Source organism: Collinsella sp. LCP21S3_D3 (genome assembly GCF_052118305.1).
Taxonomy (GTDB): Bacteria; Actinomycetota; Coriobacteriia; order Coriobacteriales; family Coriobacteriaceae; genus Collinsella.
Genome location: NZ_JBQKHK010000002.1, coordinates 109,630 through 134,493 on the forward strand (window position 1 = coordinate 109,630; position 24,864 = coordinate 134,493).

A 24,864-nucleotide genomic window follows, 5' to 3' on the forward strand; every position below is an offset into this window, starting at 1 on the left:
TGTCCCCATTGTGGTGGCTGTCTAGAGCTGGCTGCGCAGATAGTCAGCCATATATGGAACAGCGAAACGCACGTAACCGCGGCGTGCCTGTTCGATAACGCCGGCGTCGATGAGGCGTCGGCGATACTTTTGCGCATAGTCGGGTGTGACTGACATGCGCTCGGCCACATTGGAGATGCGCGACACGCCGTCTTTGTCATCAGTCATTGCGTCGAGAAACGCGACGTCTTGGTCCGATAGCGCGGCGAGCGTCGTTTCACAAACATCGTTTTCGAAATCGGCCTTTGACGCTTCGATAGCTCCGTCGACTTGCTCTGGCGTTACGTATTCTCCTGCCTGGCAGCGATTGGCGATGTTGTAGCCGATGAGCTGTAGCATATAGGGCGATCCTTGGGTTGCACGAGCGGCACGGAGGCGAAGATCGCCTGGAATATCAAGGTCGAGCTCTTCGAAAGCCCGCTGATAATAGGCATCGACATCTCCGACTGAAAGCGGTTCGAGTGTGACTTTGCGTGCGCGGTTGAGAAATGTCAGTACGCGGTCGTTGAGTGTCGCGGAGACTGCTCCCGGGAGGCCCGCCATGACGAGCGCGACGTTGAGTCCCTCGCCGACCAGCTCTTGATAGGCGGTGACGAGCTGTCTGATCTCGGGTGAATTTGCCTGGAGCTCGTCGATGAGGATGAGGATGCCGTGTCCCTGCTCGGTTAACTTGCGTGCCAACTGCGTGAGTTTGAACTGGAAGCTCTTAGTTTCCTGTACGTCGCGCGTAAACTCGAGGCCGGCTGAGAAACCGAAGACGCTCAAACTGCCACCTGTAAGTTTGGGGAGACGATGCTTGTTGGCGTAAGGCTCGCCCGCTTCCTGGATTTTCTCAACAATGCGCTCGAGCATATCCTCGGAGGCTACGGTGGGCGTGGCGACAACAAAGCCGAGCTTGCGGGCGCGATCGGCAAGTTCCCACAACAGAACCGTTTTGCCGCTGCCTCGCTGGCCGAGCATGAGCATGGCTCGGTTTCGATTGCCCGGCTCCTGCTCAAGGCCGGAGATGAATGTCGAAATCACGCTCCTGCGTCCCACCAGATAGGACGGGCGATTTCCAAATGAGGGGGAGAAGATGGTTTCAGTCATAAGTCTCCTTTCCTTTTTTTCCTATTTTTTCCTTTTTTTCCTATTCAGTCAAATGAGTTGCTGAGCGAAGGCGGCTACGTAGGCCTCATCGGCAAAAACCTCGACATCGCCTGTGACTAGAATCTTCTGTCTCGATCTGTAACATCTAGCGGGCTAAATCGTCTCTACCTGTTACAGATTTAGACAAACTGCAAGGGACTGGCCGAACAATCTCAATCTGTAACACCAGGCCCGGTTTTGGCGGCCTACCTGTTACAGATCGAGACAAAACGGGCCCAAACCACCACAAAGGTGCCTGTCCCCTTTGTGGCGGCTTGGGCAGGTGGGTATCAAAAAGTGTCAGGTGGGGTGACTGCCGGGCGCCTGCACGCGAAAAGAAGTATCGGCCTGTGCCGTTGCCGTTGAGCGGTACCCCGTTTGCAGGGATACTGAGCCTATGACAACAGCGTGCGAAAGGATTGATACATGGCTTTCCGTAATGACTTCCTGTGGGGCGGCGCAACGGCTGCCAACCAGTGCGAGGGTGCCTACGACGTGGACGGTCGCGGCCTGGCCAAGCTGCATGCTCGCCGCGGGTAGCTACTACCCCTACAGCTGCCGTCCGGGCGACGTGCGCCAGGCGCAGCTCGATAACCAGGACAACTACTTCTTCGTCGACGTCCAGAGCCGCGGCTACTACCCGGCATATGCCGTCAAGAAGCTCGAGCGTCTAGGCATCGATGTGGGCATGACGGACGAGGACCGCGAGATCCTGGCCGCTAACACCGTCGACTTCATCAGCTTTAGCTATTACAGCACCCGCTGCTCTGCCGGTGCCGATAACCCCGATGTTGAGCGCACCCAGGGTAACGCCTTCGCCGGCGCCAAGAACCCCTACCTGCAGGAGAGCCAGTGGGGCTGGGCCATCGATCCGCTGGGCTTCCGCATCACCCTCAACGACCTGTACGACCGTTATCAGAAGCCGCTGTTTGTGGTCGAGAACGGTCTGGGCGCCAAGGATGTTGTCGAGGAGGATGGCTCCATCAACGACGACTATCGTATCGACTACCTGCGCCAGCATATTGCTGCGATGCGCGACGCGGTGACCGAGGACGGCGTTGACCTGCTGGGCTACACCACCTGGGGCCCGATCGACCTGGTGTCTGCCGGCACGGGCGAGATGTCCAAGCGCTACGGCTTTATCTATGTGGACCGCGACGATGCAGGCAACGGTACCCTCAAGCGTTCCAAAAAGAAGAGCTTCGACTGGTGCAAGAAGGTTATTGCTTCTAATGGTGAGGACCTGTCCTAAGGAAGCTGAGACACTCAACTTCATAGCCTTCTAACCAAGGCGCCCGGCGAGTAGTTATTGCTCGCCGGGCGTCTTGCCGTCTGCGGATTTTGGGACATGCGGCCCGCTTTTTGGGCCCGCCTGTCGGTACACTAAAGGGACTATGAGTACCCGCGAGCGACATATCGGCCACGCGGCCGCCCGGACCGCTCCGGTTGCGGATCCCAGGGGCGGCAGGCTCTTCGCCATGCCGCGATTCCTTGTTGGCATAACGCATCAGGTGTACCGTCACCGCGTCTTTGCTATCGCCGGCGCCATCACCGCGCTGTTCCTCATGCTTTTGGCGATCTTGCCGGTGCTGTTCGCCTTCGACCCCAAACTTTCTAACGCCGTGCCCGCCTATAGCGAGGTGTCCGAAGAGGTCGTGGATGGGCTCACCCATTCGAGCCCTCTCCCGCTGCTTGTCGCCGCAATTGTATTTTCAATTTGGGGCGTGTTGGTCTATCTGCGTTGTTTGGACTATGTGTTGCGCCGCCGCCTTGTTGCCATCGCCACCATCTGCGCCCTGTGGATGATTGAGGTCATTCTCAAGTACAAGTCGTACACGCCGTTCTATGCCACCTTGCTGTGGTACCTGTACTACGTGCCCATGACGCTCATTCCGCTGCTCTACCAGCTCTGCGGCCTGCGCCTTGCGGGCCTGGAGCAACGCCGCCTGGGTCGCCGCTACCGTGCTGCGCTGTGGATTGTGGCCATCCTGCTTATCGGATTTGTGCTCACCAACGATTTTCACCAGCAGGTCTTCCGCTTTGACCGTACAAGCGACACCTGGAGCAACGATTACACGTACGGCCGGGGTTATTTCGCCTTCCTCGTGTGGACGGCCTTTAACTTCGTGGCCTTTTTTATCCTGGTTGGTCGGTCCTCGTCCTTTCGCATCCAACGTTTCTCGGGCATGGCGGCGCTCGTGCTGCTGGGCGGCGCATTCTTTGGCATCTCATATGCTCTGCGCGTGCCCTGGGCATGGAGGCTCAACTTTTCGCTCGTCTATTGCATCCTGTGCGTGGTGGCGATGGAAATCTGTCTCGATTGCGGTGTCATTCCGTCGTACCACGATATCGCCGGCATCTTCGACACCTTGCCGCTTGACCTCAAAGTTCTAACGCGCGACCTGCAGGAGGTCTATGCCACGCCGGTGTCAAAGCCAATGCCGGTAGGCGTGCGCGAGGAGTTGCGGAACCAGGAGCACGCCCGCGCCCATGCTTTTACCGTGGCGTCCGATCCCGATGTGATGTATCGTGCTTTTCCGCTGCTGGGGGGATCGGCCCTGCTTGCCCAAGACGTATCGGAGCTCAACGAGCTCAATCGCGAACTGGCACATCGTCGCATGGAGCTGCAACGCCAAAACGAGCTGCTTGCCGCCGACTACGACCTTAAGACACATTTGGCAGATCAAGAGGCCGAGACCTTGCTAGTCCAAGACGTGGACCAGGCGCTTGCCCGCGCGCTCGAAGAGATGTACGACTTGTTGAGCTCGCTGCCGCCGTTGACTGACGAGGAATCTTCGCGCGAGCGTTACCGCATGCTGCAGCGCGCCAAGATGCTCGTTGCCTATTGCAAACGGAAGGGGTCGCTCACGTTGGCGCGGCACGGGGAGAGCGGTTTTGACCGCGACCGCATTCAGCTCATTGCCAACGAGCTCGCAAGCGACCTGCGCACGATCGATGTCGATTGCGCCTCGATTATTGCCATACGGCGCCCGATGCACGCCAGTACGGTAAGCGCGCTGTACGACTGCGTGTATGACTTTGCGTTTTTTGCCTACGCCACCGATCATCCGGCACTTATGTATCACTTGGGCGACCATGACCGATGCAGCGTCGAGCTGCGCGCCACACTTTTTTCCAACGATGATGAAGATCTTTCGCAGACGCCCGCTGCGCAAGAGCTCGAAAGCGCTTTGCAAGGGCGCAACGTGGCATACCGCCTTGAGGGCGAGTCCGGTCAGCTGCGCATGATCGTCTTGATGCCGAGGGCGGGTGAGTGACGATGCAGATTTCGCTCATACTTCCCCAAATCGTTGCGCTCGATGTTGTCTTTGCCCTGGCTGCGTGTCTGCAGACGATCCACGTCCCGCTCATCGCATCGCGCCGCTCGTCCTATAACCGTAAGGTGATTTGCGCCTACGAGGCGAGTCTTGTGCTTCACCTGATGATTTCGGCGCTCATCTTGTTCACGTCGTCTGGCTCGTATCTGGTGGCGCCGCTTGACGTTTGCGCCAGGGCAATGGGCGGAGCGTTGTGGCTCAATGCCGCAATCTTTGCCTATGGCGTGGTACTTATGGTGCACTATCGTCGTTCCGTCATGCTGGTCGAGCTGTTGCTTGTTGTCGCCGTTACACCACCGGTGGTTTTTGCCATGGGCTCGGCGTGGACCGTTGTCCTTATCGCAGAGGGAGCGTTCTTCCTGTTCCGTTCCATCGCGGCGCTCTTGATGGACGTCCGTAACCGCCAAGAGGATATCACCATGTTCTCGACGATCGAGACCATCAACGTGATTCCTGTGGGCATCCTGTATCTAGACCCGAGGGGCCGTCCGCTGCTCATGAACCGCTGCATGCGCAAAAACCTCGTAGAGCTCCATATGCCCACCGACCTGGGCGACATGAGCAGCACATGGAACAACCTGCGCAAACTGAGCATGCAAATGCCCGAAAGCAGCGCTAATCGCGCCCATATCGACCTTGATCGCTTTGGTAGGGATCGCGCCGTGGTCGAGATCTCTCCTTCCGAGATTCGTCTGTTCGTGCGTGACTCCGTTACGGTCTCGAGCCGTCCGTTCGAGCGCGTCGTCGGCCTGGACGTGACGGAATACGCACACGCCTACGACCGTCTGGCGCAAGCCAACCACCTGCTTGAGCGTGCTGGCCAAGAGCTCCAGGCCCAGATCGAAGAAGCCAAAAAGGTTGCCGACAATGCGGCCTACCTACGTATGCGTGCCCGCGTTCACGATGTGATCGGCCAGCGCCTGTCCATTCTTCATCGCTATTTGGAGGAGGGACGTCTGGATGATGAGTCGCTCGAGCAGATTGACCCGTTGCTGCGCTCAATCGCCGCCGATTTGCGCAGTGGCGGTGCCAGCGAGCCTGCGGAGCAGCTGAGCGATATCGTCCACGCCTTTGGCTTGGTGAGTGTGCAGATCGATGTTGAGGGTGCGCTGCCTGAGGACGCGCGTGTCGCCGCCGCATTTTTGCAGATTATCCGCGAGGCCTCGACCAATGCCACCAGGCATGCGCAGGCGCATCGGGTCCACGTGCGCCTGTGGCAGGAGGGGACGAATGCTAGCGCCGTCGCGCGCATGACGATTTCTAACGACGGGTCCCCGGCCCCCGTATCGTATCGCGAGGGAACGGGTATCCCAGGTATGAGGCATGTCGCGCAAGATTTGGGCGGCGGCCTGGAAGTCCACGCCGCCCAGCCCTTTACGCTTGCGGTGTCCATCCCGCTGAGCCCCAACGCCACGGTCCAAAGGAGAAGTTCATGGTCCGCGTGTTAATTGTCGAAGATCAGGCCATTCTGCGCGAAAGCCTGGCGCGCTCCGTTGGCGACCAGCCCGATATGACCGTCGTCGCCGCGATCGCCGATGCCTCCGAGGCCTTGGGTGTCGCGCTCAAGGAGCGCCCGGACATGATACTGATGGACGTGTGCACCGAACACGATTCAAACGGCATCGTGGCGGCGGCGCGCATCAAGGAGCAGCTGCCCGAGTGCCGCGTCATCATCATGACCGGCATGCCCGAGATCACCTTTGTCGATCAGGCTCGCGAGGCGGGCGTCGATAGCTTTGTGTACAAGAACGTTGGTATCGACGAGCTGTTCGCCGTGATGCGCTCCACGCTGGCGGGCTATTGCACGTTTCCCAAGCCGCCCGAAAGCATTTTTTCGGGCACGGCGGCACTCGACGATGTCGAGCTGTCGATTTTGCGCCTTGCCTGCGAGGGCAAAAGCCGCCGCGAGATCGCGGCCGAGCTGTTTATGAGTGAGGGTACCATCAAGCGTCGCATCTCGGAGATCCTAAGCAAGACCGGCTACGACAATATCATGCGTCTTGCCGTGCGTGCGGTAACGGAGGGCAGCATCGTCCCCAACATGGAGCGCCCGTAATCGACGCGCTCGCCGTGTTCCGGCGCCGTAAAGATAGGCCGCCCGCCGTTTTGCATCAGAAAACGACGGGAGGCCTGCTTGTGCGGCTGTGCTGTCGGCATAAAAACGACGGGGCCGCAGGATCAACTCCTGCGGCCCCGCCTGGCAAGTGCGCGGATGCGTCCGCCAATCCGCGGCTGATGTTACGTGCCGCTACGCGATGGTTGCGGTGTAGGAGGCGACGTCCTCGTAGGAATCGGTCAGGTAGGCGTCGATGCCGATGGTCGTGTTGACCAGGTCGTCAAGGCTGTCAAGCTCGCCGCTCGAGAACGTGAATTCCTCGGTGGCGTTGGTGCCGGGCATCAGGTTAGCCGAGAACCAGGGTTCCTTCATGGTGCCGTTGACGTTGGTCTTGCCGGAGGGAGCGTAGAAGGTCAGGTCCTTGTCGCTCTTGTTGGTGATGTTGACGACAAAGCCGATGTCGCCCCATTCGTCCTTGAACTTCTCGGTGATGGTGATGGTGCACAGATCGTCATCGGCGACGGTGACGGCGGGGGAGATTTCGACGCTCTGGACGTCGTCGTCTTCGACGGCCTCATCGATCTCCTCTTCCTTCTCGGCCGCCTCGCGATCCTTTTTTATCGTACCGGACAGATCCTTGTCGGACTTCGTAAAGATAAGCTTGTCGCCTTCCACCTCGAGGACGAGCTTGCCGTCCTTGAGTTTCATGTCCTGCGAATCGCCGTCGGCGGTGATGGTTGCAGTGGTGGCGTCCTTGGCCTCCCATTTCAGGTCGGCGACCTCAAGGAACATGTCGAGGACGCCCGTGCCGTCTTCGTCGAGGATCAGGATACAGTTGAGACCCCACTCCTTGAGCATATCCATGTACTCATCGGTGAGCTCTTCGCCCTCCAGGGTTCCACCCGAGAGTTCCCAGCTGCCGACGAAGTTGGCCTTGGGGTCCTTGCCGCCGCCGCTGCAGCCCGTCAGGGCAAAGGCGAGCGCCAGGACGCATGTCAGAAATGCGAGTACGGACTTTTTGAACGTTGTCTTCATGGTGTCCTCCTTTATCGAACGAAACCCATAGAAGCAAATGCGGGGGTGGCGGACCTCCCCGCCAATTACCAGATAGAGGGGTTAGGGCCTAGGCGTTCCGCAGTTGCTGCAGAACTTGCCGCCGTTTTCGCTGCCGCAGTTGGGGCAGAACCACTTGGCCGGTGCCGGGGCGGGTGCGGGACTGCCGCATTCGGGGCAGAACTTGCCGGTGTTGGTGGCACCGCAGCTGCAGGTCCATGCGCCGGCCGCGGGGGCAGCGGCAGGAGCCGGTGCGGGGGCGGGTGCCGGAGCCGGCTGTGGGGCGGCCTGCTGCTGTGCCTGGCCGGCGGCGAACAGCTGGCTGGCGTTCATGCCGCCCATGCCGCCCGCCATGCCCATGCCCATAAAGCCGGCCATCGCGCCGTTGGGGTTGGCGGCTGCCGCGCGCATCGCATCGCTCTGGGCGCTGGCGATGTTGGCGGCTGCCATGGTGGGATCGCGCATGACTGCGGCCTTCTGCAGGTCCTTGATCATTTGCTCGTCTTCTTGCGAGGCGGCGATGGAGTTGACGCCAAAGCTCACGATCTCGACGCCGCGCAGGTCGCGCCAGTCGGCGGAGAGAACCTCGTTGAGCGCGCGGGCGAGCTCGGTGGTGTGGCCGGGGATAGCGCTGTAGCGGATGCCCATCTCCGAGATCTTGGCAAAGGCGGGTTGCAGAGCGGTGAGCAGCTCGGACTTAAGCTGGCTGTCGATCTTATCGCGCGTGTAGCTATCGGTCACGTTGCCGCACACGTTGGTGTAGAACAGCAGCGGGTTGGTGATGCGGTACGAATACTCGCCGTTGCAGCGAACGGAGATGTCGACATCCAGGCCAATGTTGTTATCGACCACGCGGAAGGGCACAGGCGAGGCGGTGCCGTACTTGTTGCCGATGATCTCCTTGGTGTTGATGAAGTAGACGCGCTGGTCTTTGCCCGCGTCGCCGCCAAAGGTAAAACGGCTGCCGATATTGGCGAACGTCTCCTTGATGGAGTCGCCCAGGTTGCCGCTAAAGACGCTCGGCTCGCTGCCGGTGTCAAAGACAAACTCGCCGGGCTCCAGCGCGACCTCGATGATCTTGCCGTTTTGCACCACGAGCATGCCCTGGCCGTCGTTGACGGCGATGACGGAGCCGTTGGATATGACGTTGTCCTCGCCGCGCGTGTTGGAGCTGCGGCCGCCGGTGCGCTTGCTGCCCTTGCAGGCCAAGACGTCAGCGGGCATCGATTCGCAATAGATATATTCCTTCCACTGGTCGGCCATGACGCCGCCGGCAGCACCCAATCCAGCTTTCAAGAGTCCCATGGTGATCTTCCTTTCTCGTCAAAGGCCGGGTGGTATTGGTCAGAATGGCTAATCGTCCTTGTTGTTCTTCATGACAACGGTGGTCTCGGTGTGGCTGAAGGTGTCGTGCTTCTCGGTCAAGTCGAGCTCACCGCAGTAGCAATCGGCGTGGGTGGCCTCGTTGGCCGTCTTGAGCTGGCCTACCAGCAGCACGTCTCCGATGATTACGATGATCAGCGGCGCGACGATGTTGATGAGGATGCCCTCGACATCAAAGGTGAGGTAGTCCGGATCGAAGGCGTTCTCGCCCATAAAGAGAATCTGGGAGAGGACAAACCCGATCACAAAGAACAGCACCGAGGCGATGGCGAGCTTGGGCTTGGAGCAGGGAAGCTCGCCGACCATGCGGCCGGTTTGGCCGTTCATGGCAAACAGGTAGCTCTTGCCGTTCCACGAGGTGGAAAGCATCCACACGGGGAACAGAGCGTAGTTGCTGTCTTCCCAGGTGTAGTCGAGCTGCTTGCTTTCGACCGTGGCATCGTCATATTCGTCGACGACGGTCTCGCGCAGGGCCGAAATCGTACTTTCTTCCATACGACGCTCGGCGCGCGCCTTGCAGGTCTCGCAATCCTCATCGTAGCGGTTGGCGATGTAGCCGGGCATATACGCGACCGAGAACGGGCGCAGCGCGTCGTAGTCAAACGGCTCGATAGCATCCATATGGCCGTCGGGCATCTTGGACGATCCGTCGACGGGCACGCGCTCAAACGAGATATTGCCCTTACGGTAGGCGTCGTAGTGGTCGGTGGTCGTGACGGTGCGGTCGGATTCCTCGGTCACGGTCTCGTTGGTCGCATCAAAGTACACTTCGCCGTCCACGCGGGCGCCGTAGAGCCAAAACGGCACGTAAACGCCTTGGACCTCGTCGATGTGGTTGCCGGTGACAAAGCTCTTGGGCAGCAGGATTTTGCCTTTGTAATGCTCTTTGAGTGCTGCCATGACATCATCGCGCCCGAGCTTAAACGGAATCACCAGGTCGGGTGAGAAGTCGCCCGAGAGCTGGCCGGGCGCCACGGCGGAGTTGCCGCAGTATGGGCAGGTGGTAACGGCGACGGTGCCGTCCGAGACCAGCTCGGCGCCGCACGACGAGCAGATGTAGCCGGCGTTTTGGGCCAGATCCTGCACGGCATCGTCGACAGCAGGTTTGGGGGCCGCGGCTGCGGCATCGGCTTTGGCATCTGCCTTGTCCTGGCGCTCGCGATAGAGGGCCTCGACTTCTTCGACTTCAAAACGCGAATCGCAGTAGTCGCAGACAAGCTTTTGTTCGGCACTGGCAAAGTGAAGGGGGCCGCCACACGCGGGGCACTGATAGTTGACACTCTCGAAGGCCATGATCGGTCCTTTCCGTGCCGGAGGCTATGCGCCGATGGCGCCGCCGCAGTATTCGCAGCGTCCACTGGCATCGGGAATGGTGGTTGCACCGCAGAAGGGGCAGGTGACCGCGGTCTTGGGGGCCTTGGCGGCCACGACGCTGTCGCGCGTTTCCTGACGAAGCTGCACCAGTGCATCGCGGACCTCGGTTGCCTGGCGCTTGGCCTCGCGATATTCGATGGAGCCACGCTGATCGATGGTGGAGTCGTTCACGCGCAGGTTGATCTCGGTAAAGTACGGCGTGTTGACGTGAATGGTCAGGTTAAAGTCGTAATCCAGGTTGTAGCGCGGCGGGTTGTAGCTCTCGCGCTCGCCGTCCTTGGTCTCGCGATAGATCTCGGTGCGATGCTCGTCGATATCCATATCGCAGCCGAGTACCTGTGAGAACTCGATGATGTCGGGATTGGCGTCGCGCCAGCGGCTCTGCGAAGTGATGATCAGCAGGCCCGCGTCCTCATCGAGCATGATGTTGGTGCGCCCGGCAGAGAGCGTGCGCGTGGGGTTGAACGAGGCCAGGCGCTCGGCGTTGGCCTCGCGGTAGGCGAGTTGCTCGCGGATATCGTCCGCGGTGCTGGAACGCCAACCACTAAAGAAGGGGGAGAGCTTGCCTGCGCACTCTTTGCACAGGTAGCCTTCGTTGATTTTGGTCTTTCCCAAAAGCCCCAGTTCGGTACCGCAAATCGCGCACTCTTTCTTCTCGAACATCTTGTCAAAGAAGCCCATGGCTGCCTCCCATCAACAGGTAGCGTGTGTCACTTTTGATGATGGGTGAGCGCGCGATCTTTCACGATACCCAGACGGCTCAACGAGTCTCCACAACTGGGACACATGGCCCATTTTCGGCCACTCATTGGGGGCGTACTTAAATGAGTACAGTTGAGCGTTCAGGACATTGCCGCAACGCTTTTCCTTTCGCGCTCTACGCTCTACCGCCACATTTCCTCGATCAACAGAAAGACCGGTACCGCCTCGCGTGTGGCCCTTATCAACTTCTTCTGGTCCTGGGCACCCAAGGACTAGCGCATGAGCCGCCGCCCAGTTCCTTACTCTAACGGGGGGATGTGGCTCCAAAGCGCACCCGCATCGACGCTTCGCCTGCGCTAAACTGGAGGGCACGTACGCGATTACGAGAGGAGCCCGCATGGAGGCTTACAAGCAAGAGTTCATCAAGTTTATGGTTGAGTCCGACGTTCTTAAGTTCGGCAGCTTTACGCTCAAGAGCGGCCGTCAGTCCCCGTTTTTTATGAACGCCGGCGCTTACGTGACGGGCTATCAGCTCAAGAAGCTGGGCGAGTATTACGCCCAGGCCATCCACGATAACTTTGGCGACGACTTTGATGTGCTGTTTGGACCGGCCTACAAGGGTATTCCGCTGGCCGTCGTGACCGCAATTGCCTACCACGAGCTGTACGGCAAGGAGGTCAAGTACTGCTGCGACCGCAAGGAGGCCAAGGATCACGGTGCCGATAAGGGCAACCTGCTGGGTTATGAGCCCCAGGACGGCGACCGTGTGGTCATGGTCGAGGACGTTACCACCAGCGGCAAGTCCATCGACGAGACCTATCCCAAGGTTAAGGCTGCCGCCGACGTCGAAATCAAGGGCCTGATCGTGTCTCTCAACCGCATGGAGGTCGGCAAGGGTGGCGTGACCACCGCTCAGAAGGAGATCGAGGCAAAGTACGGTTTCCCCGTCGCGAGCATCGTCTCCATGGCCGAGGTCGTCGAGACCCTCTACAACCACGAGATCGATGGCAAGGTCGTCATCGATGACGAACTTAAGACCGCCATCGACGCCTACTACGAGCAGTACGGAGCTCGGGAGTAGTTACGGCGTTGTACCAAACGCCGTAACCGGCCGACGCTGCGCGCCGCCCAGGGCGACAATTTGTCATTCAAAAGGCGAGGCATGACCAGAAGGTCAATGCCTCGCCTTTTTCATGCCAACTTGTTCGCCCTGGACGTCGCTCGCTGTCCGTCCTCTACTTGCGGCGTTGTCTTGCTCCGGATGCGGCCCGCTCGCTGCCGTTGCCAGAGTAGCCATTGGGGACGTTCTTAAACGACTAGTCGTTGGGGACATTCTTGTTTGACTAGTCGTTTAAGAACGTCCCCAACGACTGGGGCTGGCAGATCGATCCGCTGGGCCTGCGCATCGCCCTCAACGAGATTTACGCCCGCTACGAGATTCCGCTGATGGTGGTCGAGAACGGCATGGGCGCCTACGACGAGGTCGAGGAGGACGGCTCCATCCATGACCCGTATCGCATCGCCTACCTGCAGAGCCACATCAAGGCCATGGGCGAGGCCATTGCCGATGGCGTTGACCTGATTGCCTACACCTGGTGGGGTCCCATCGATCTGGTTGCCGCCGGCACTGGCGAGATGCGCAAGCGCTACGGCTTCATCCACGTCGATAAGTACGACGACGGCACCGGTACCTACGAGCGCCGCCGCAAGGACAGCTTCTTCGCATACCAGAAGATCATCAAGTCCAACGGCACCGAGGGCTTGGAATAATTGAGCCCCGGCGTTCCGCCGAACGCCGGACCGGCCGCCGACTACGTGACCACCGACGTCGATGACGACGGCATCTGGAACGCTTTTGTTCACCTGGGGCTTATCGAGGCTTAATCGACAATATGAGTGCCCATGGGAAAAGGTTTTGGAAGGGCTTGGAAGGGCTTGGAAGGGCTTGTGATTCGGGCCCTCGCCTTAGCATTTTGGCCATTTGGCACTATAATCACCATAGGTATGCGCATAACGTTGCGCTTAATCAAGAGGAGAAAACGTATGGGTCTGTTTGATATGTTCAAGAAGAAGGCTGAGCCCGTGGCCGCCGCTGCTCCGGCCTCCATTTCTGCTTCTGCCGGCGCCGACGTGCTGTGTTCGCCCGTCAAGGGCAAGGTCATCAAGATGGCCGACGTGCCCGATCCCGTCTTTGCTGGCGAGGTTTTGGGCAAGGGCTGCGCCGTGTGGCCCGAGGACGACCTGGTCTACGCTCCCTGCGACGGCAAGGTGACCGTCACCATGGGTCACGCCGTGGGCCTGCAGTCCGATAGCGGCATCGAGGTTCTGGTGCACGTTGGCGTCGATACCGTCAACATGAATGGCGACGGCTTCGAGGGCTTCGTCAAGGCCGACGACGTCGTGAAGGCCGGCCAGCCCTTGCTCAAGATCGACCGCGCCAAGATCGCTGCCGCCGGTTACAAGGACTGCGTCGTCGTGGCCGTGTCCAACACCGCCGAGTTTGCCGATGTCGAGCTCGCCGTCGAGGCCGAGTCTGCCGTCGCCGCCGGTGACGCCATCGTTAAGGTCGTCCGCAAGTAGTCTGCGGCATCCAGAAGATGCACAAGGGTGGTCGGGTTATCCGGCCACCCTTTTTTAGTAGGCCGAGTAGGCGCATTTTATTGCAGGGGGCTTGCTTTATGGGCCATTCACTCGTCAAATTGAGCCGCCCACGCTTTTGCGACGTAGGGGGTTGAACGGAGCCGCTAATATGGACCTACTGTTACGACGTGCGCTGCGCGGGAAACGCAGCGCCGCTTGTTTGGAGGAATGTCATGAAAAAGAAGCTGCTGCTTGCGCCCCTGATGGCTGCCCTGGTCGCGTGCGTGGTTTTGCTTTCCGGCTGCGGAGGGCCTTCGGTGGAGGAGCTCATCACCAACGACCTTACGAGTCAGTTTGACGAGATCAAGAACGGCGGCGATGATTTCCTCTCCGGCCTGGAAGAGGCTTCGGGCGACGAGTTTGAGCAGCTGGGCATCGATCCCAAGGAGTATGCCAAGAGCTATCTCGAGGGTTTTGATTACAAGATCGGTGATGTGACGGTCGATGAGGACAAGGGCACCGCGACCGCCGAGGTCACCATCACCTGCAAGTCCATGAACAATATCGTCGAAGATTTCGCCACCCAGTATCAGGAGAAGATCGCCGCACTCGATACGATGCCTTCCGAGGACGAACTGTACAAGATGGCCGGCCAGGTGATGGTCGACGTGACCAAGGCCGCTAAGACCAAGGACACCAAGGTCACCTTTAAGTATTCCGCCAACGAGGATAACGAGTGGTCTGCCGACGATTCTGCAACCACCGAGATGATGAATGCGATGATGAACTAGTTCGTTGCGGCGTTTTACCAAACGCCGCAACTGCTCGACGCTGCGTGGGCACCAGAGCGACAACTTGTCATTCAAAGAGGACGGCATGACCAGAAGGTCTATGTCGTCCTCTTTTCATGCCAATTTGTTCGCTCTGGTGCCCGCTCGCTACTCGCCCAGCACCAGCGCCGCGAGCTCTGCCTGGCTGTCCACCACGTAGTCGGCGCCGGCGGCTTCCAGCTCTGCGCGGCCGCGGAAGCCCCAGCTGACGCCTGCGCTCTTAAGACCGGCGTTGTGGCCGGTCAGGATATCGACATTGGAATCGCCTACGTAGAGCGTGGTCGCCGGGTCGGCGCCCAGCTCTTCCATCACATGCAGCGTGACGGGTGCCTCGGGCTTGGGCGGAAACGCATCGACACGGCCCTGTACCAGCGCAAAGCGCTCGGAACCAAAATACTTCTCGATAAGCGGGGCCGCCGAGACGTGGTCCTTGTTAGTGAGCACGGCAAGCTGCACACCCGCGGCACGCAAGCGGTCGAGCATCTCGATCGTGCCGGCATAGGGGGCGGTGTGGTCCTCCTTGTGCTCGCCGTAATAAGCCCTAAACTCGGCAAGCGTCTGCTCAAACATACGGCTGTCGCCCGCGTACTCGGCGGGCATAAAGCGCTCAACCAGCTTGAGCATGCCGTTTCCCACCTTGTAGCGGTACTCGTCAACGGCAAATGTAGGCCAGCCGTGCGCCTCGCAGGTATGGTTGCCGGCGGCTGCCAGGTCCTCGAGCGTGTTGAGGATGGTGCCGTCCAGATCAAAGATCACATGGGAAAAAGCTGCTGCCATGAAAGCTCCCGTCATTGGGTTTCAAAACGCACCCCATAATACTGGGCTTACGCGTTGGGTGTGCTTGGAATCTGAACATCTCCAGGGATATCAGGTGACATCGCGCCACTCATGCGATTCCGCCCTAGCAAATCCTTGGCAGCTGCTCTCCCACGAGCATGTCGAGGATGCGGGTCGAGCCCCAGCCGGTGCGAACGCGCACGGCGGGACGGGCGTCCGATCCAAGCGGCAGCACGCGACCGATGATGGCGGCATTCTCGCCGTAGCGGGCGGCGCGCATGGCGCTCAGCGCGGCATCGGCTTGCTCGGCCGGCACCACGGCAACCATCTTGCCCTCGTTTGCCACCTGCAGCACATCGTAGCCGAGCATCTCACATGCGGCCTGCACGTCGGGGCGCACGGGCACGGCATCCTCGTCGATCTCCATGGCAACACCGCTGGCCTGGGCAAACTCGTTGAGTGTGGATGCCAGGCCGCCGCGCGTGGGGTCGCGGAAACAGCGCGTGCCGGGCGCTGCGGCCAAAACGTCGGCAATCAGGTGGTTGAGCGGCGCGGCATCGCTTTCGATCGTGCTCGAAAACGCCAGGCCCTCGCGTTGGCTCATGATGGCGATCCCGTGGTCGCCGAGTGTGCCTGACACCAGGATAACGTCGCCGGGGCGGCAGTTGGCGCCGCTGAGCGCCACGCCCGTGGGAACCTCGCCCACGCCGGCGGTATTGATGTAGACGCCGTCGGCCCCGCCGCGCTCGACCACCTTGGTGTCGCCCGTGATTATGGACACGCCCGCCTCGCGCGCCGTCTCGGCCATCGTCTGCACAATCTGGCGGAGCTTATCCATGGGATAGCCCTCTTCGAGGATAAAGCCGCACGATAGGTAGCGCACGTTGGCGCCCGAGGTCGCGACATCGTTGACGGTTCCGCACACGGCGAGACGGCCGATGTTGCCACCGGGGAAGAACTGCGGCGAGACTACAAAGCTGTCGGTCGACATGGCGATGCGCCCGCTCGCGGGCAGCGCGGCGACGCCGGCGTCGTTGCCTTCGAGCAACTCGGGCGTCCCAAAGGCATCCAAAAAGACCTCATCGATGATGCGTTTCATCATCTGACCGCCGGAGCCATGGCCCAAAAGGACGGTGCTATCGGTGATGCTATGGGACATATCCAAAACTCCAATCGTGGGTGGAATTATATGGGTGAGGCGCAGCGTCGACCAGTCCGCCGCTCGTTAGAACGGCGGAACCTAATAGTCGCGGTAGCGGTAGTACGCCGCGCAGCTGCCTTCGGAGCTCACCATGCACGGGCCGACGGGGTGCTCGGGCGTGCAAGTGCGGCCAAAGAGCGGGCAGCTGCTCGGCGTAATGGCCCCGCGCAGCACGTCGCCGCAGCGGCACCCACGCGGCTCGACCGTCGCCTCAACGGGCACGTCAAAGCGAGCATGGGCATCGAAGCGCGAGAACTCGGGGCGGATGGAAAGGCCCGAGTTGGCAATCGGCCCCAGCCCGCGCCATGTGGTGTCGCATGGCTCAAACACCCGCTCGACCAGCTGTCGCGCCACGGAGTTGCCGCCTGCGTTGACGCCACGGCGGTAGGCGTTGTCGATCGCGGGCCTGCCCTCGACAGCCATCTGGACCAGCATGCAGATGCCTTGCAGGATATCGACCGGTTCAAATCCCGTGACCACGCCCGGGGTATCGAACTCGTCGACCAAAAAGCTAAAGGGCGCCAAGCCCGTGATGGTGGCGACGTGGCCCGGCAGGATAAAACCGTCGATGGCGGTCTCGGGATCGTTGGCGATGGCGCGCAACGCCGGCGGCGTGGTCTTGTGGGCGCAATAGACCGAAAAGTTCAAAAGCCCGCGCGCCTCGGCCTCCAAGATGGCAGCGGCGATGGTGGGCGTCGTAGTCTCAAAGCCCACGCCCATAAAAATGACCGGACGATCGGGATTTTGCTCGGCAATGTCGAGTGCGTCGAGCGGAGAGTAGACGACGCGGATATCGCGCCCTGCCGCCTTTTGCGCTGCGAGCGAGGTGGACGATCCGGGCACGCGCATCATGTCGCCAAAAGTGGTGATGATGGCGCCGTCTATGTTGGCGAGCGCGATCGCGTGGTCGATGTCACGGTTGGCGGTAACGCAGACGGGGCAGCCCGGGCCGCTCAGCAGCTTGAGCCCGGCCGGCATAATGGAGCGAAAGCCATAGCGGCCGATGCTCACGGTGTGTGTGCCGCAGACTTCCATAAGGTTGATGGTACGGTCGCCGACAAGACCGCGAATGCGTTCGATGAGCTCGCGAGCCAGCTTGGGGTCGCGAAATGCCGAAAAGTCGATACCGGAGCGCACCGGCTGTTCGGCCGCCACTAGTATGCCTCGGCCGGGTTGCTGGCCAGTTGGTCTTCTTCGGCCAGTTCGGTCATGGCGTTAACGAGCTCGAGCGTTTCTTGTGCTTCCTGCTCGTCGACGATCTGGATGCCAAAGCCGGCGTGCACGAGAATATAGTCGCCAACCTGCGCCGTTGGCACGAGTCGCAGCGACACGGGGCGCTCGATGCCCATCATGTCGACGGTAGCCTTGAGGCCGTCGTCGCGTTTGACTACTTTACCGGGGACGGCAAGGCACATATTGTTCCCCTTTTAGACGCTTTGCGCTGGATGGGCGCTCAATAATCCATCAGTTGATGGTAACGCTCGCGGGGTTCGCGGGCAAACGCGTTACGCCTGTGAGACGGCTGGGCACAGCGGTGTGCGAGAGCGAGCTACTGCGATGCGATCTGCGCAAGACGAGCGCTTGCGACCGCCGCCTGACCGTAGGCGATGCAGCCGTCATTGACGGGCACGGTATGGGGGATAAGGACAGTAAGACCTGCGCTTTTGAGCTCGCGGGTGAGGAGCTGGAGCAGAAGTCGGTTCATGAACACGCCGCCCGAGAGCGCGACGGTGTCGATGCCCTCGCGCGCGCAGATCTCGCTGGCGATGCGTGCCGAGGAGCGCGCGACGGCGACATGGAAGTCGAGTGCGAGCCTGTCGGCGGGCACACTGGCTCTGGTTCCCTCCAAAAGCGCCGCAAAAAGTGAGCTGGGGCTCAGGACGAGAGACCTGCTCGAGGTTGCTTGGACAGTTAGTTCAGATTTGTACTTTTTAGAGTGGTAATGGGTGGTATAGATCGTCTGCGAGGGCCCCGAATGGGTTGATTTGGGGTATCCGGCGGGCGAATTAACCGCAAATGAGGTGCCTGGAGAGCCCTCTTCGGGGTAATCTGAGCCAAAACCGTTGGTTAGAGGGTCTGTTTTTAATACAAATCTGAACAAACTGTCCAGTCGCAATGGGTCAGATGCGGAACAGCCGTCTTTATCGCCGGGAACATGGGTAATTTTGCTACCGAGCGCGCGCCAGGCGGCGGCTTCGAGTTCGATGGCGGGCTCGCCTTCGTAGGTTGCCTGCCCGCAAATGCCCAAAACTGCAGCGGCGGCGTCAAAGAGACGCCCCATACTGCTCGTGCGTGGGCTGTTGATGTTCCGCTCGATCATCGTTGCCGTCACGCTGCGTGTTTGCTCGTCTAGGCCGTCCAAGAGCCGCTCGGCCCCCGGATGTTCAAGCAGGCCGAGCTCGCTGAGCAGGGCAAAGGCGTTGCGGCGGGCGTCGCGCACGGAGGCCGCCCCGCCGGGGAGCGTCCAGGTGCGCAAATGCGCGGCGCGCTCAAAGCCGCCAAGGCTGGCAACAAGAAACTCGCCGCCCCAAATGGTCCCATCGGTGCCGGCGCCGGTGCCGTCAAAGGCGATGCCAAGGACGCGCGCGTCGGTTGTAAGCTGGCCCGCGGCAATCGCCTCTGCCATTACGCTCGCGATGTGCGCATGATGGTGCTGCACCTCGACGAGCGGCAGATTGCATTTTCGCGCCTGCTCGCGCGCCCACTGGCTCGATAGATAGCTGGGGTGTAGATCGCAGGCCAAGGCGGCGGGCGCCAAGTCAAAGAGATCTTCCAAGCGCGTTCGCGCGGCGTTCCAGGCATCGAAGGTCCCGCCGTTTTCAACATCGCCGATATGCTGCGACACAAAACAGGTTGCCTCGCCGTTCGTCCCTTCACGCGTGAGCGCAATCGTGGCCTTTTGTTGTGGCCCGCAGGAGAGCACGCAGGACGGAGCGCCGTCGAGCGCCGGCAACGGCAGCGGCTGGGGTGCATATCCGCGAGCGCGGCGAACGGGCATGGCGACCCCACCGACCACGCGCACCACGGAATCATCGTAGCGCGAGAGAATCGCACGGTCGTTGCCAAGTAGCGCGTCAGCGATGCCGGCGGCAACAAGGTGCTCCCATGCAAGGGTATCATCGGTCTCGATAGGTTCCTCGCTCAGGTTTCCGCTGGTCATGACGAGCGCGTGCATGCCGCGGGCTTCTGCCGCGGCAAGCAACAGATGCTGAAGCGGGGTGTAGGGGAGCATAACGCCGAGCTCGGGTAGATCGTGCGCGACGGATGGCGCGAGCGCGAGCGCGTTGGGGGAGCCGCCGCTCTCGCAAACGGCACGTCGGCGCAGCAGCACGATGGGGCGAATGCTGCCGGCCAGCAGGCCGCGCTCAACGTCGTTGACATGGCACAGGCGTTCAACATCTGCAAGGTTGCGTACCATAACGGCAAGCGGTTTGTTGCTGCGGCGTTTGCGGCGGCGAAGCTCGGCTACCGTCTTCTCGTTGGAGGCGTCGCATACCAAGTGAAATCCGCCCAGACCCTTGATGGCGACGATACCGCCGTTGGCCAACAGCTCAACACAGCGGTCGATAATGGCGTCGCTGGTCTTGCGCGTGGTGCCGACGGTCAGCGACGCGGCGGCTTCGCCGGCCTCGCGCCACGTAATGTGCGGCCCGCAATCAAAGCAGGCATCGGGCTGCGCGTGAAACCGCCGGTCAAGCGGGTCGTCATACTCTGCGGCACAGGTGGGGCACATGGGAAAGCAATCCATCGAGGTGGCCGCTCGGTCATAGGGCAGCGACCGGATGATGGTAAAGCGCGGTCCGCAGTTGGTGCAGTTGATAAAGGGATAGTGAAAGCGTCGGTCGGCGGGGTCGAACAGCTCGTGCAGGCAGTCGTCGCACGTGGCGATGTCGGGCGAGACGAGCGTCGTGTGGGCGGTTTGATCCTGCGATGCCACAATGCGAAAGCCCCGCTCGTTGGCGGCGTCCCAGTCGCCGGGCGCTAGGTCCATAACCTCGACATGCTCCACACGAGCCGCCGCAGGCGTATGCTCGGAAAGCGCGGCGACAAATTCGTCGAGCGCCTCGCTTAGAGCGTGCGCCTCGATATGCACGCCATCGCCCGCGTTAAGCACCCAGCCGCAAATGCCATGCGCCATGGCCTCGCGATACACAAATGGCCGCATGCCAACGCCCTGCACAATGCCCGTTACATGGATATGCGCATGTCGCATGCGACCCTCCTTCATCGAGACCTGCCAAAAAGGGACAGGTTTATTTTGGTAGGTAAAACGTTAAACCTGCCAAAACAAACCTGTCCCTTTTTGGCAGGTGCGCCGCGCAAAGACCCGCTACAGCCCCAGGCTCTGCTCGGTGGCGGCGCAGGTGAGCTCGCCGTGCTTAACGCCGCGCAGGCCCAGCAGACGGTCAGCCAGCTCGTAGACACGCTCGCCGCGACCCTTAAGAGCCAGAATCTCCAAGCAGTTGTGGTGGTCCAGATGCACGTGCATGGTCGAGACAATCTCGTCGGTGTAGTCGTGCTGCACCTCGTCCAGACGGCGCGTCAGGTCGCCGGTATGGTGGTCATAGATCATGGTGAGCGACCCGATGACCTGCTCGTCGGGCGTTCGCATCTGCTCCTTGGCAATGGAGGCGCGAATCAGGTCGCGCACGGCCTCGGAGCGGTTGGCAACGTCGCCGCGGCGCGCGATTTGCTCGTCAAAGCGGCGCAACAGGTCGTCGGGAGCGGTGACCGAAAAACGGACCAGCTCGGAGGCGGAGCCGCTGCAACGGTAGCCCACGTCGCCGGTCGGCCCGTGCGGATGCTCGTGCTCGCAGGCGTGCTCGTGCTCGGCCACGCTACACCAGCTTTACGGAGCCAACGGAGTTATGGTCGGCCTCGATGGCCTCCTCGTAGCCCTCGAGTGCGTCGTGCGCCTCGTGGAGCGCCGCCATGGCGGCCTCGAGCTTGGCGCCAATGCGCTCCATGTCAAAGTTCTCGGTCGCATGCAGCAGCTGATGGCTCCACTCGTGAGCGAGCTCAATGGTGTCGTCGACCTGCTTGACGCTCATGGCAAGCTGGCTCATGTTCATTCCGACGTCATGCATGGGAATCTCCTTTTGTACGGGTCTAATCAGTGGTTCAGATTCTACTACGCCCGCTTTACGCATCGCCGCATAAGAAAACGGGTGCGAGTCCGTCTGACCCGCACCCGTTCACTGGGGGCTGTTTGTGATTACCATACTATCCGTGGTCGCGGGCGCAACACCCGGCTCTCCGGCGAGCGGCACAAAACCACTCATGGACGGCAACACATGACCGGCGTATTACAGGTGCTTCTCAAGCAGCGCCTGCAGCCTAGCCTTGGGCAGCGCGCCGACGGAGCGGTCGATTTCCTCGCCGTTCTTAAAGACAACCAGCGTGGGGATGCTCATAACGCCAAACTTCATGGCCAGGTCCTGATTGTCGTCGACGTTGCATTTGGCGACGGTAATCTTGCCGGCCAGCTCGTCGGCCACTTCGTCAACGATAGGCGAGAGCGAACGGCAGGGACCGCACCACGGTGCCCAAAAATCAACCAGCACGGGAAGGCTGCCGTTAACGACGGAATCGAAATTCTCGGGGGTAATTTGCTTAATGTCAGCCATGGTGACCTCCATAGTGCGACGCGGCTCGGCCGCGTAAAACTCAGTACGACCGTGCTTATACCCAACGGCCCGCAATGCAACCACTCGCGGGCGGCTCTTTTATATAATGGTGGGCATGCAAACGATTGGAGAGCGCATGCCCACGTCACAAAGCCAGAAAAAAGAAGCCATCGCCCAGGCGACCGAGCAGGAGCTCGCATCGCTCGCGGGTCGCGGCGTGCGTATCGCGGGTAACGCGTGCTCGCCAATTGTGCTGGTAAAAGGTGATTTAGACGATGCCGAGCGTGCGGGTGGCGAGCTGGCTGCCGGTCCAGACGGCGCCGCGTTGCGTAAGGCGCTCGGCGCCATCGGTTACGCGCCCGAGGATTTCTGCGTGCTGGCAAGTGTTGCCGGCGCGGGCGACGGGGCGGTTGCGGCAGGCGAGGACCTGCCGTGCGAGCTGTTCCGCGAGGCGCTCGAGGCCTTGGATCCCGAGGCGGTCCTGCTGCTGGACGATCGAGCGGCCGATACCATGCGCGAGACCTACGCAGACATGCTCGTGGCGATCGACGACTTTGATACCGCCATGCTCAAGCCCGGCTTGGTCGCCCACGTGCAGGGTCGTCGCGTACTCGCGCTCGACGGCTTTGAGGCCGCGCTGACCGACAAGGCCGCCAAGCAGCGCATGTGGGCCTACATCAAGCAGCTGACCCCGGCCGCCGCGCCGCTGTAGCGGACTGGCGCCGGCAAGGCGGTCCTGATGGGTCGAGCGCGGCGCCGACTTGTCGCGCCCTTACATCACTGCGCGAAACTCAAACCGATCGCCGTGAATGCGAAACTGGCAGTTGCCGTTCATGCGCTCGACGGCAAGCTTAATGCTCCTGGTTCCAAAGCCGTGTCCGGTGTGATCGGCCACGGGCATGCCGTCGACCATGCGCGGCGGGCGCCCAAACGTGTTGGAGACCAAAAGTAGCAGTTGTCCGTCCTCGCAACGCAGGTCCAGATCGACAAATCGCTTGCCCTGGGGAGCGGCGCTTGCGGCGACGATGGCGTTGTCCAGGGCGTTTGAGAGTACGCTAAACAGATCGACGTCGGCTACATGGACGCTCTCGGGCACGGCGGCGCGCAAATCGGCGCTGATGCCGTTTCGGTTGATATCGGAGCTAAATGACGAAAGCACGATATTGACCGTGTCGTTGGCGCAGTAGCGGCGCACAGCGGTGCGGTCGTTTGTCTCGCAGAGCTCGTCGATGCGCTCGAGCGCCTCGTCGGTGCGGCCCTCCTCGATCAAAGCCGCAAGGCCGCGCAGGAAGTGCCGCATGTCGTGGCGGAGAACCGAAAGCTCACGTCCAGATTGGCGCCAGGCCTCGAGCTCCTTGATGGCTGCGCTGTCGCGGGTCGCGAGCATCCAGCGCTCGCGCTCGGCGATTTCCTTTGCCTCGTATTCGCGCAGATACACAGTAAGAAACATGAGGTAGAACGCGCAAAGCGCAAACGCCAAAAACTCAACCGTCACCACGGAGCCCGAGTGGAAGAGCGTGGTGTAGACGTTGGTGGCGTAGTCAAAGATGTAATAGACGAGCGGCAGGATGAGCAGAATCTCGAGCTCGGTGGGGGTTTTAACCGCCAGGCGCGGACCGATGTCGCTGGCCCAATGCAGCAGGATTGCAAAGACGACGGCCGTGGTGATAATGCGTGCCGCGTAGTACGCGATTTGCGAGTCGGTGGCGGCGAGCGCGGCGATGCCCATCCAGTTGCTGAACTGGCAGCTCAGATAAGCACTGGTGACGCCCAGCATAACGAGCAGCGGGCTCAGGCGATAGCGCGCGCACAGGTAGATGACGAGCGGCAGATGCACGACGAGCGGATATACCTGACGGGCGAAAAGCTCGCCGCCGACGGCATTGGCGAGGCCGAATGCGCATCCGGTTACGGCGCCGACCATCACCAGCTCAAGCGCATGACGCCGGTTGATCTCGATACCGCAGAGCGCCGCCGAGGCAAAAACGCCAAAAAGCAGGGTCGTTGCGTGGTGGATTGCCCAAAGTACCATCTCGGCCGCGGGGAGCATTAGCGCCTCCCGCTCTCGAACCGTGCCGCAAAGTAGGCATCCTGGAAACCCTGCTTGCAACTGCGCGCCAGCGGGATGCAAGCGCCCGAGCGCATGACGATATCCGTGCGGTTGAAGTGGTCGATATTGCGCAGGTTGACCTGGTAGCTACGGTGACATTTAAAGAAGTTTGCGTTTTTGGCCAGCTGGTCCTCGATGCTGCGGAACGGCTCGAGCGCCTCGATATCGCGCCCGTCGCGCAGGTGGAATACCACGTGCTTGTTGCGGGCCTCGGCGTATTCGATATCGGACAGGCGCAGGGCATGGTATCCAAAGGACGTTTTGGTCACGAGCTCATCGGTCGCGTCAGGTCGCATGCTCGAAAGCTCGTCGAGCAGTTGCGCCAGGCGTTCGTACGTTACGGGCTTGAGCAGGTAGTCGAAGGCGCGGACCTCATAGGACTCCAGCGCGAACTCGGGCGATGAGGTGAGGAACACCAGTCGCACGGCTGTATCGGATTGGCGCAACTCCCGCGCGGTGTCCATGCCGTTGACGAGCGGCATGATCATGTCGAGCAGAATGATGTCGGCGCGCGATGCGGCATGGCGGGCCAGCAGGTCCTCGCCGCGCGTGACGAGTGCAACGTCGACCGCCGTGCCCGTCTCGGTCGACCAGCGGTCGATCATCCGGTGCAGTCTATCTAGAAAAGCGACGTCGTCGTCGCAGGCGATGATCTTGAGCATTCGG

The 24,864-nt window shown here is 60.9% G+C and carries 24 protein-coding genes and 2 pseudogenes; 11 read left to right on the forward strand and 15 right to left on the reverse strand.

Features of this window, described 5'->3' with window-relative positions; translation table 11 throughout:
• Window positions 1-21: 21 nt before the first annotated feature.
• Window positions 22-1,128, reverse strand: coding sequence for an ATP-binding protein (locus ACTQ1S_RS01585; protein WP_441546912.1), 1,107 nt, complete (start codon window positions 1,126-1,128; stop codon window positions 22-24).
• Between the two features lie 465 nt (window positions 1,129-1,593).
• On the opposite strand from ACTQ1S_RS01585, the gene ACTQ1S_RS01590 reads away from it, so the two are divergent.
• From ACTQ1S_RS01590 to ACTQ1S_RS01610, 5 genes and pseudogenes are all read left to right on the forward strand, one after another.
• Window positions 1,594-1,707, forward strand: a complete 114-nt coding sequence (locus tag ACTQ1S_RS01590; RefSeq protein ID WP_154518215.1) for a family 1 glycosylhydrolase — start codon at window positions 1,594-1,596, stop codon at window positions 1,705-1,707.
• Window positions 1,688-2,419: pseudogene (locus ACTQ1S_RS01595) on the forward strand (family 1 glycosylhydrolase); the annotation flags it as partial. The gene ACTQ1S_RS01590 and the pseudogene ACTQ1S_RS01595, both read left to right, overlap by 20 nt.
• Window positions 2,420-2,645: 226 nt before the next feature.
• Window positions 2,646-4,445: a histidine kinase N-terminal 7TM domain-containing protein gene (locus ACTQ1S_RS01600; RefSeq protein ID WP_441546913.1), complete on the forward strand. Its 1,800-nt coding sequence runs from the start codon at window positions 2,646-2,648 to the stop codon at window positions 4,443-4,445.
• A complete protein-coding gene (locus tag ACTQ1S_RS01605; RefSeq protein WP_441546914.1) occupies window positions 4,442-5,953 on the forward strand; it encodes a sensor histidine kinase in 1,512 nt (503 codons plus the stop codon). The genes ACTQ1S_RS01600 and ACTQ1S_RS01605 overlap by 4 nt, the downstream gene beginning before the upstream one ends.
• Entirely contained in the window at window positions 5,938-6,561 is a 624-nt protein-coding gene (locus ACTQ1S_RS01610) for a response regulator transcription factor (protein ID WP_441546915.1), read from the forward strand. The genes ACTQ1S_RS01605 and ACTQ1S_RS01610 overlap by 16 nt, the downstream gene beginning before the upstream one ends.
• A 192-nt stretch (window positions 6,562-6,753) precedes the next feature.
• Here the strand turns inward: ACTQ1S_RS01610 and ACTQ1S_RS01615 are convergent, their stop codons facing one another.
• From ACTQ1S_RS01615 to ACTQ1S_RS01630, 4 genes are all read right to left on the reverse strand, one after another.
• Window positions 6,754-7,596: a hypothetical protein gene (locus ACTQ1S_RS01615; protein ID WP_427718120.1), complete on the reverse strand. Its 843-nt coding sequence runs from the start codon at window positions 7,594-7,596 to the stop codon at window positions 6,754-6,756.
• Window positions 7,597-7,677: 81 nt separating this feature from the next.
• A complete protein-coding gene (locus ACTQ1S_RS01620) occupies window positions 7,678-8,919 on the reverse strand; it encodes an SPFH domain-containing protein (protein ID WP_441540376.1) in 1,242 nt (413 codons plus the stop codon).
• Window positions 8,920-8,967: 48 nt separating this feature from the next.
• On the reverse strand, window positions 8,968-10,290 hold the full coding sequence (locus ACTQ1S_RS01625) for a hypothetical protein (protein WP_441546916.1): 1,323 nt from the start codon (window positions 10,288-10,290) through the stop codon (window positions 8,968-8,970).
• Between the two features lie 24 nt (window positions 10,291-10,314).
• Entirely contained in the window at window positions 10,315-11,052 is a 738-nt protein-coding gene (locus tag ACTQ1S_RS01630) for a DUF4428 domain-containing protein (RefSeq protein WP_441546917.1), read from the reverse strand.
• A gap of 153 nt (window positions 11,053-11,205) precedes the next feature.
• Between ACTQ1S_RS01630 and ACTQ1S_RS01635 the strand changes: the two genes are divergently transcribed.
• From ACTQ1S_RS01635 to ACTQ1S_RS01655, 5 genes and pseudogenes are all read left to right on the forward strand, one after another.
• A complete protein-coding gene (locus ACTQ1S_RS01635) occupies window positions 11,206-11,349 on the forward strand; it encodes a LuxR C-terminal-related transcriptional regulator (RefSeq protein WP_154518191.1) in 144 nt (47 codons plus the stop codon).
• Between the two features lie 121 nt (window positions 11,350-11,470).
• The gene (gene pyrE, locus ACTQ1S_RS01640) at window positions 11,471-12,154 is read left to right on the forward strand and encodes an orotate phosphoribosyltransferase (protein WP_006236284.1); all 684 of its coding nucleotides are present in this window, start codon (window positions 11,471-11,473) and stop codon (window positions 12,152-12,154) included.
• A gap of 287 nt (window positions 12,155-12,441) precedes the next feature.
• Window positions 12,442-12,843, forward strand: a pseudogene (locus ACTQ1S_RS01645) (family 1 glycosylhydrolase); the annotation flags it as partial.
• Window positions 12,844-13,116: 273 nt separating this feature from the next.
• Complete coding sequence (locus tag ACTQ1S_RS01650) at window positions 13,117-13,653, forward strand: PTS sugar transporter subunit IIA (RefSeq protein WP_427719835.1); 537 nt, start codon at window positions 13,117-13,119, stop codon at window positions 13,651-13,653.
• A gap of 233 nt (window positions 13,654-13,886) precedes the next feature.
• On the forward strand, window positions 13,887-14,444 hold the full coding sequence (locus ACTQ1S_RS01655; protein ID WP_441546918.1) for a hypothetical protein: 558 nt from the start codon (window positions 13,887-13,889) through the stop codon (window positions 14,442-14,444).
• Between the two features lie 147 nt (window positions 14,445-14,591).
• Here ACTQ1S_RS01655 and ACTQ1S_RS01660 read toward each other — a convergent pair whose 3' ends face one another.
• The 8 genes from ACTQ1S_RS01660 to trxA all read right to left on the reverse strand — a co-directional run bounded on the left by ACTQ1S_RS01660 (window position 14,592) and on the right by trxA (window position 22,088).
• A complete protein-coding gene (locus ACTQ1S_RS01660; protein ID WP_441546919.1) occupies window positions 14,592-15,260 on the reverse strand; it encodes an HAD family hydrolase in 669 nt (222 codons plus the stop codon).
• Window positions 15,261-15,384: 124 nt separating this feature from the next.
• Window positions 15,385-16,419, reverse strand: coding sequence for a hydrogenase expression/formation protein HypE (gene hypE, locus ACTQ1S_RS01665; protein WP_441537081.1), 1,035 nt, complete (start codon window positions 16,417-16,419; stop codon window positions 15,385-15,387).
• Window positions 16,420-16,500: 81 nt separating this feature from the next.
• Window positions 16,501-17,616, reverse strand: coding sequence for a hydrogenase formation protein HypD (gene hypD, locus ACTQ1S_RS01670; RefSeq protein ID WP_441546920.1), 1,116 nt, complete (start codon window positions 17,614-17,616; stop codon window positions 16,501-16,503).
• Window positions 17,616-17,876 carry a HypC/HybG/HupF family hydrogenase formation chaperone gene (locus tag ACTQ1S_RS01675; RefSeq protein ID WP_154518167.1) on the reverse strand — a complete coding sequence of 87 codons (261 nt, stop codon included), beginning with the start codon at window positions 17,874-17,876 and terminating at the stop codon, window positions 17,616-17,618. The genes hypD and ACTQ1S_RS01675 overlap by 1 nt, the downstream gene beginning before the upstream one ends.
• A gap of 134 nt (window positions 17,877-18,010) precedes the next feature.
• Window positions 18,011-20,674 (reverse strand): carbamoyltransferase HypF, encoded by a 2,664-nt coding sequence (hypF, locus tag ACTQ1S_RS01680; protein ID WP_441546921.1) that lies wholly within the window; start codon window positions 20,672-20,674, stop codon window positions 18,011-18,013.
• A 117-nt stretch (window positions 20,675-20,791) separates the two neighbouring features.
• Window positions 20,792-21,298: a nickel-responsive transcriptional regulator NikR gene (gene nikR, locus ACTQ1S_RS01685; RefSeq protein ID WP_441546922.1), complete on the reverse strand. Its 507-nt coding sequence runs from the start codon at window positions 21,296-21,298 to the stop codon at window positions 20,792-20,794.
• Between the two features lies 1 nt (window position 21,299).
• Window positions 21,300-21,548, reverse strand: coding sequence for a hypothetical protein (locus ACTQ1S_RS01690; protein WP_006235225.1), 249 nt, complete (start codon window positions 21,546-21,548; stop codon window positions 21,300-21,302).
• A gap of 219 nt (window positions 21,549-21,767) precedes the next feature.
• Window positions 21,768-22,088, reverse strand: a complete 321-nt coding sequence (trxA, locus tag ACTQ1S_RS01695) for a thioredoxin (RefSeq protein WP_154518161.1) — start codon at window positions 22,086-22,088, stop codon at window positions 21,768-21,770.
• Window positions 22,089-22,224: 136 nt separating this feature from the next.
• On the opposite strand from trxA, the gene ACTQ1S_RS01700 reads away from it, so the two are divergent.
• Window positions 22,225-22,800: a hypothetical protein gene (locus ACTQ1S_RS01700; protein WP_441546923.1), complete on the forward strand. Its 576-nt coding sequence runs from the start codon at window positions 22,225-22,227 to the stop codon at window positions 22,798-22,800.
• A 60-nt stretch (window positions 22,801-22,860) separates the two neighbouring features.
• Here the strand turns inward: ACTQ1S_RS01700 and ACTQ1S_RS01705 are convergent, their stop codons facing one another.
• Window positions 22,861-24,138 (reverse strand): sensor histidine kinase, encoded by a 1,278-nt coding sequence (locus tag ACTQ1S_RS01705; protein ID WP_441546924.1) that lies wholly within the window; start codon window positions 24,136-24,138, stop codon window positions 22,861-22,863.
• Window positions 24,138-24,860: a LytR/AlgR family response regulator transcription factor gene (locus tag ACTQ1S_RS01710; RefSeq protein WP_441546925.1), complete on the reverse strand. Its 723-nt coding sequence runs from the start codon at window positions 24,858-24,860 to the stop codon at window positions 24,138-24,140. Before ACTQ1S_RS01710 ends, ACTQ1S_RS01705 begins: the two co-directional genes overlap by 1 nt.
• Window positions 24,861-24,864: the final 4 nt, after the last annotated feature.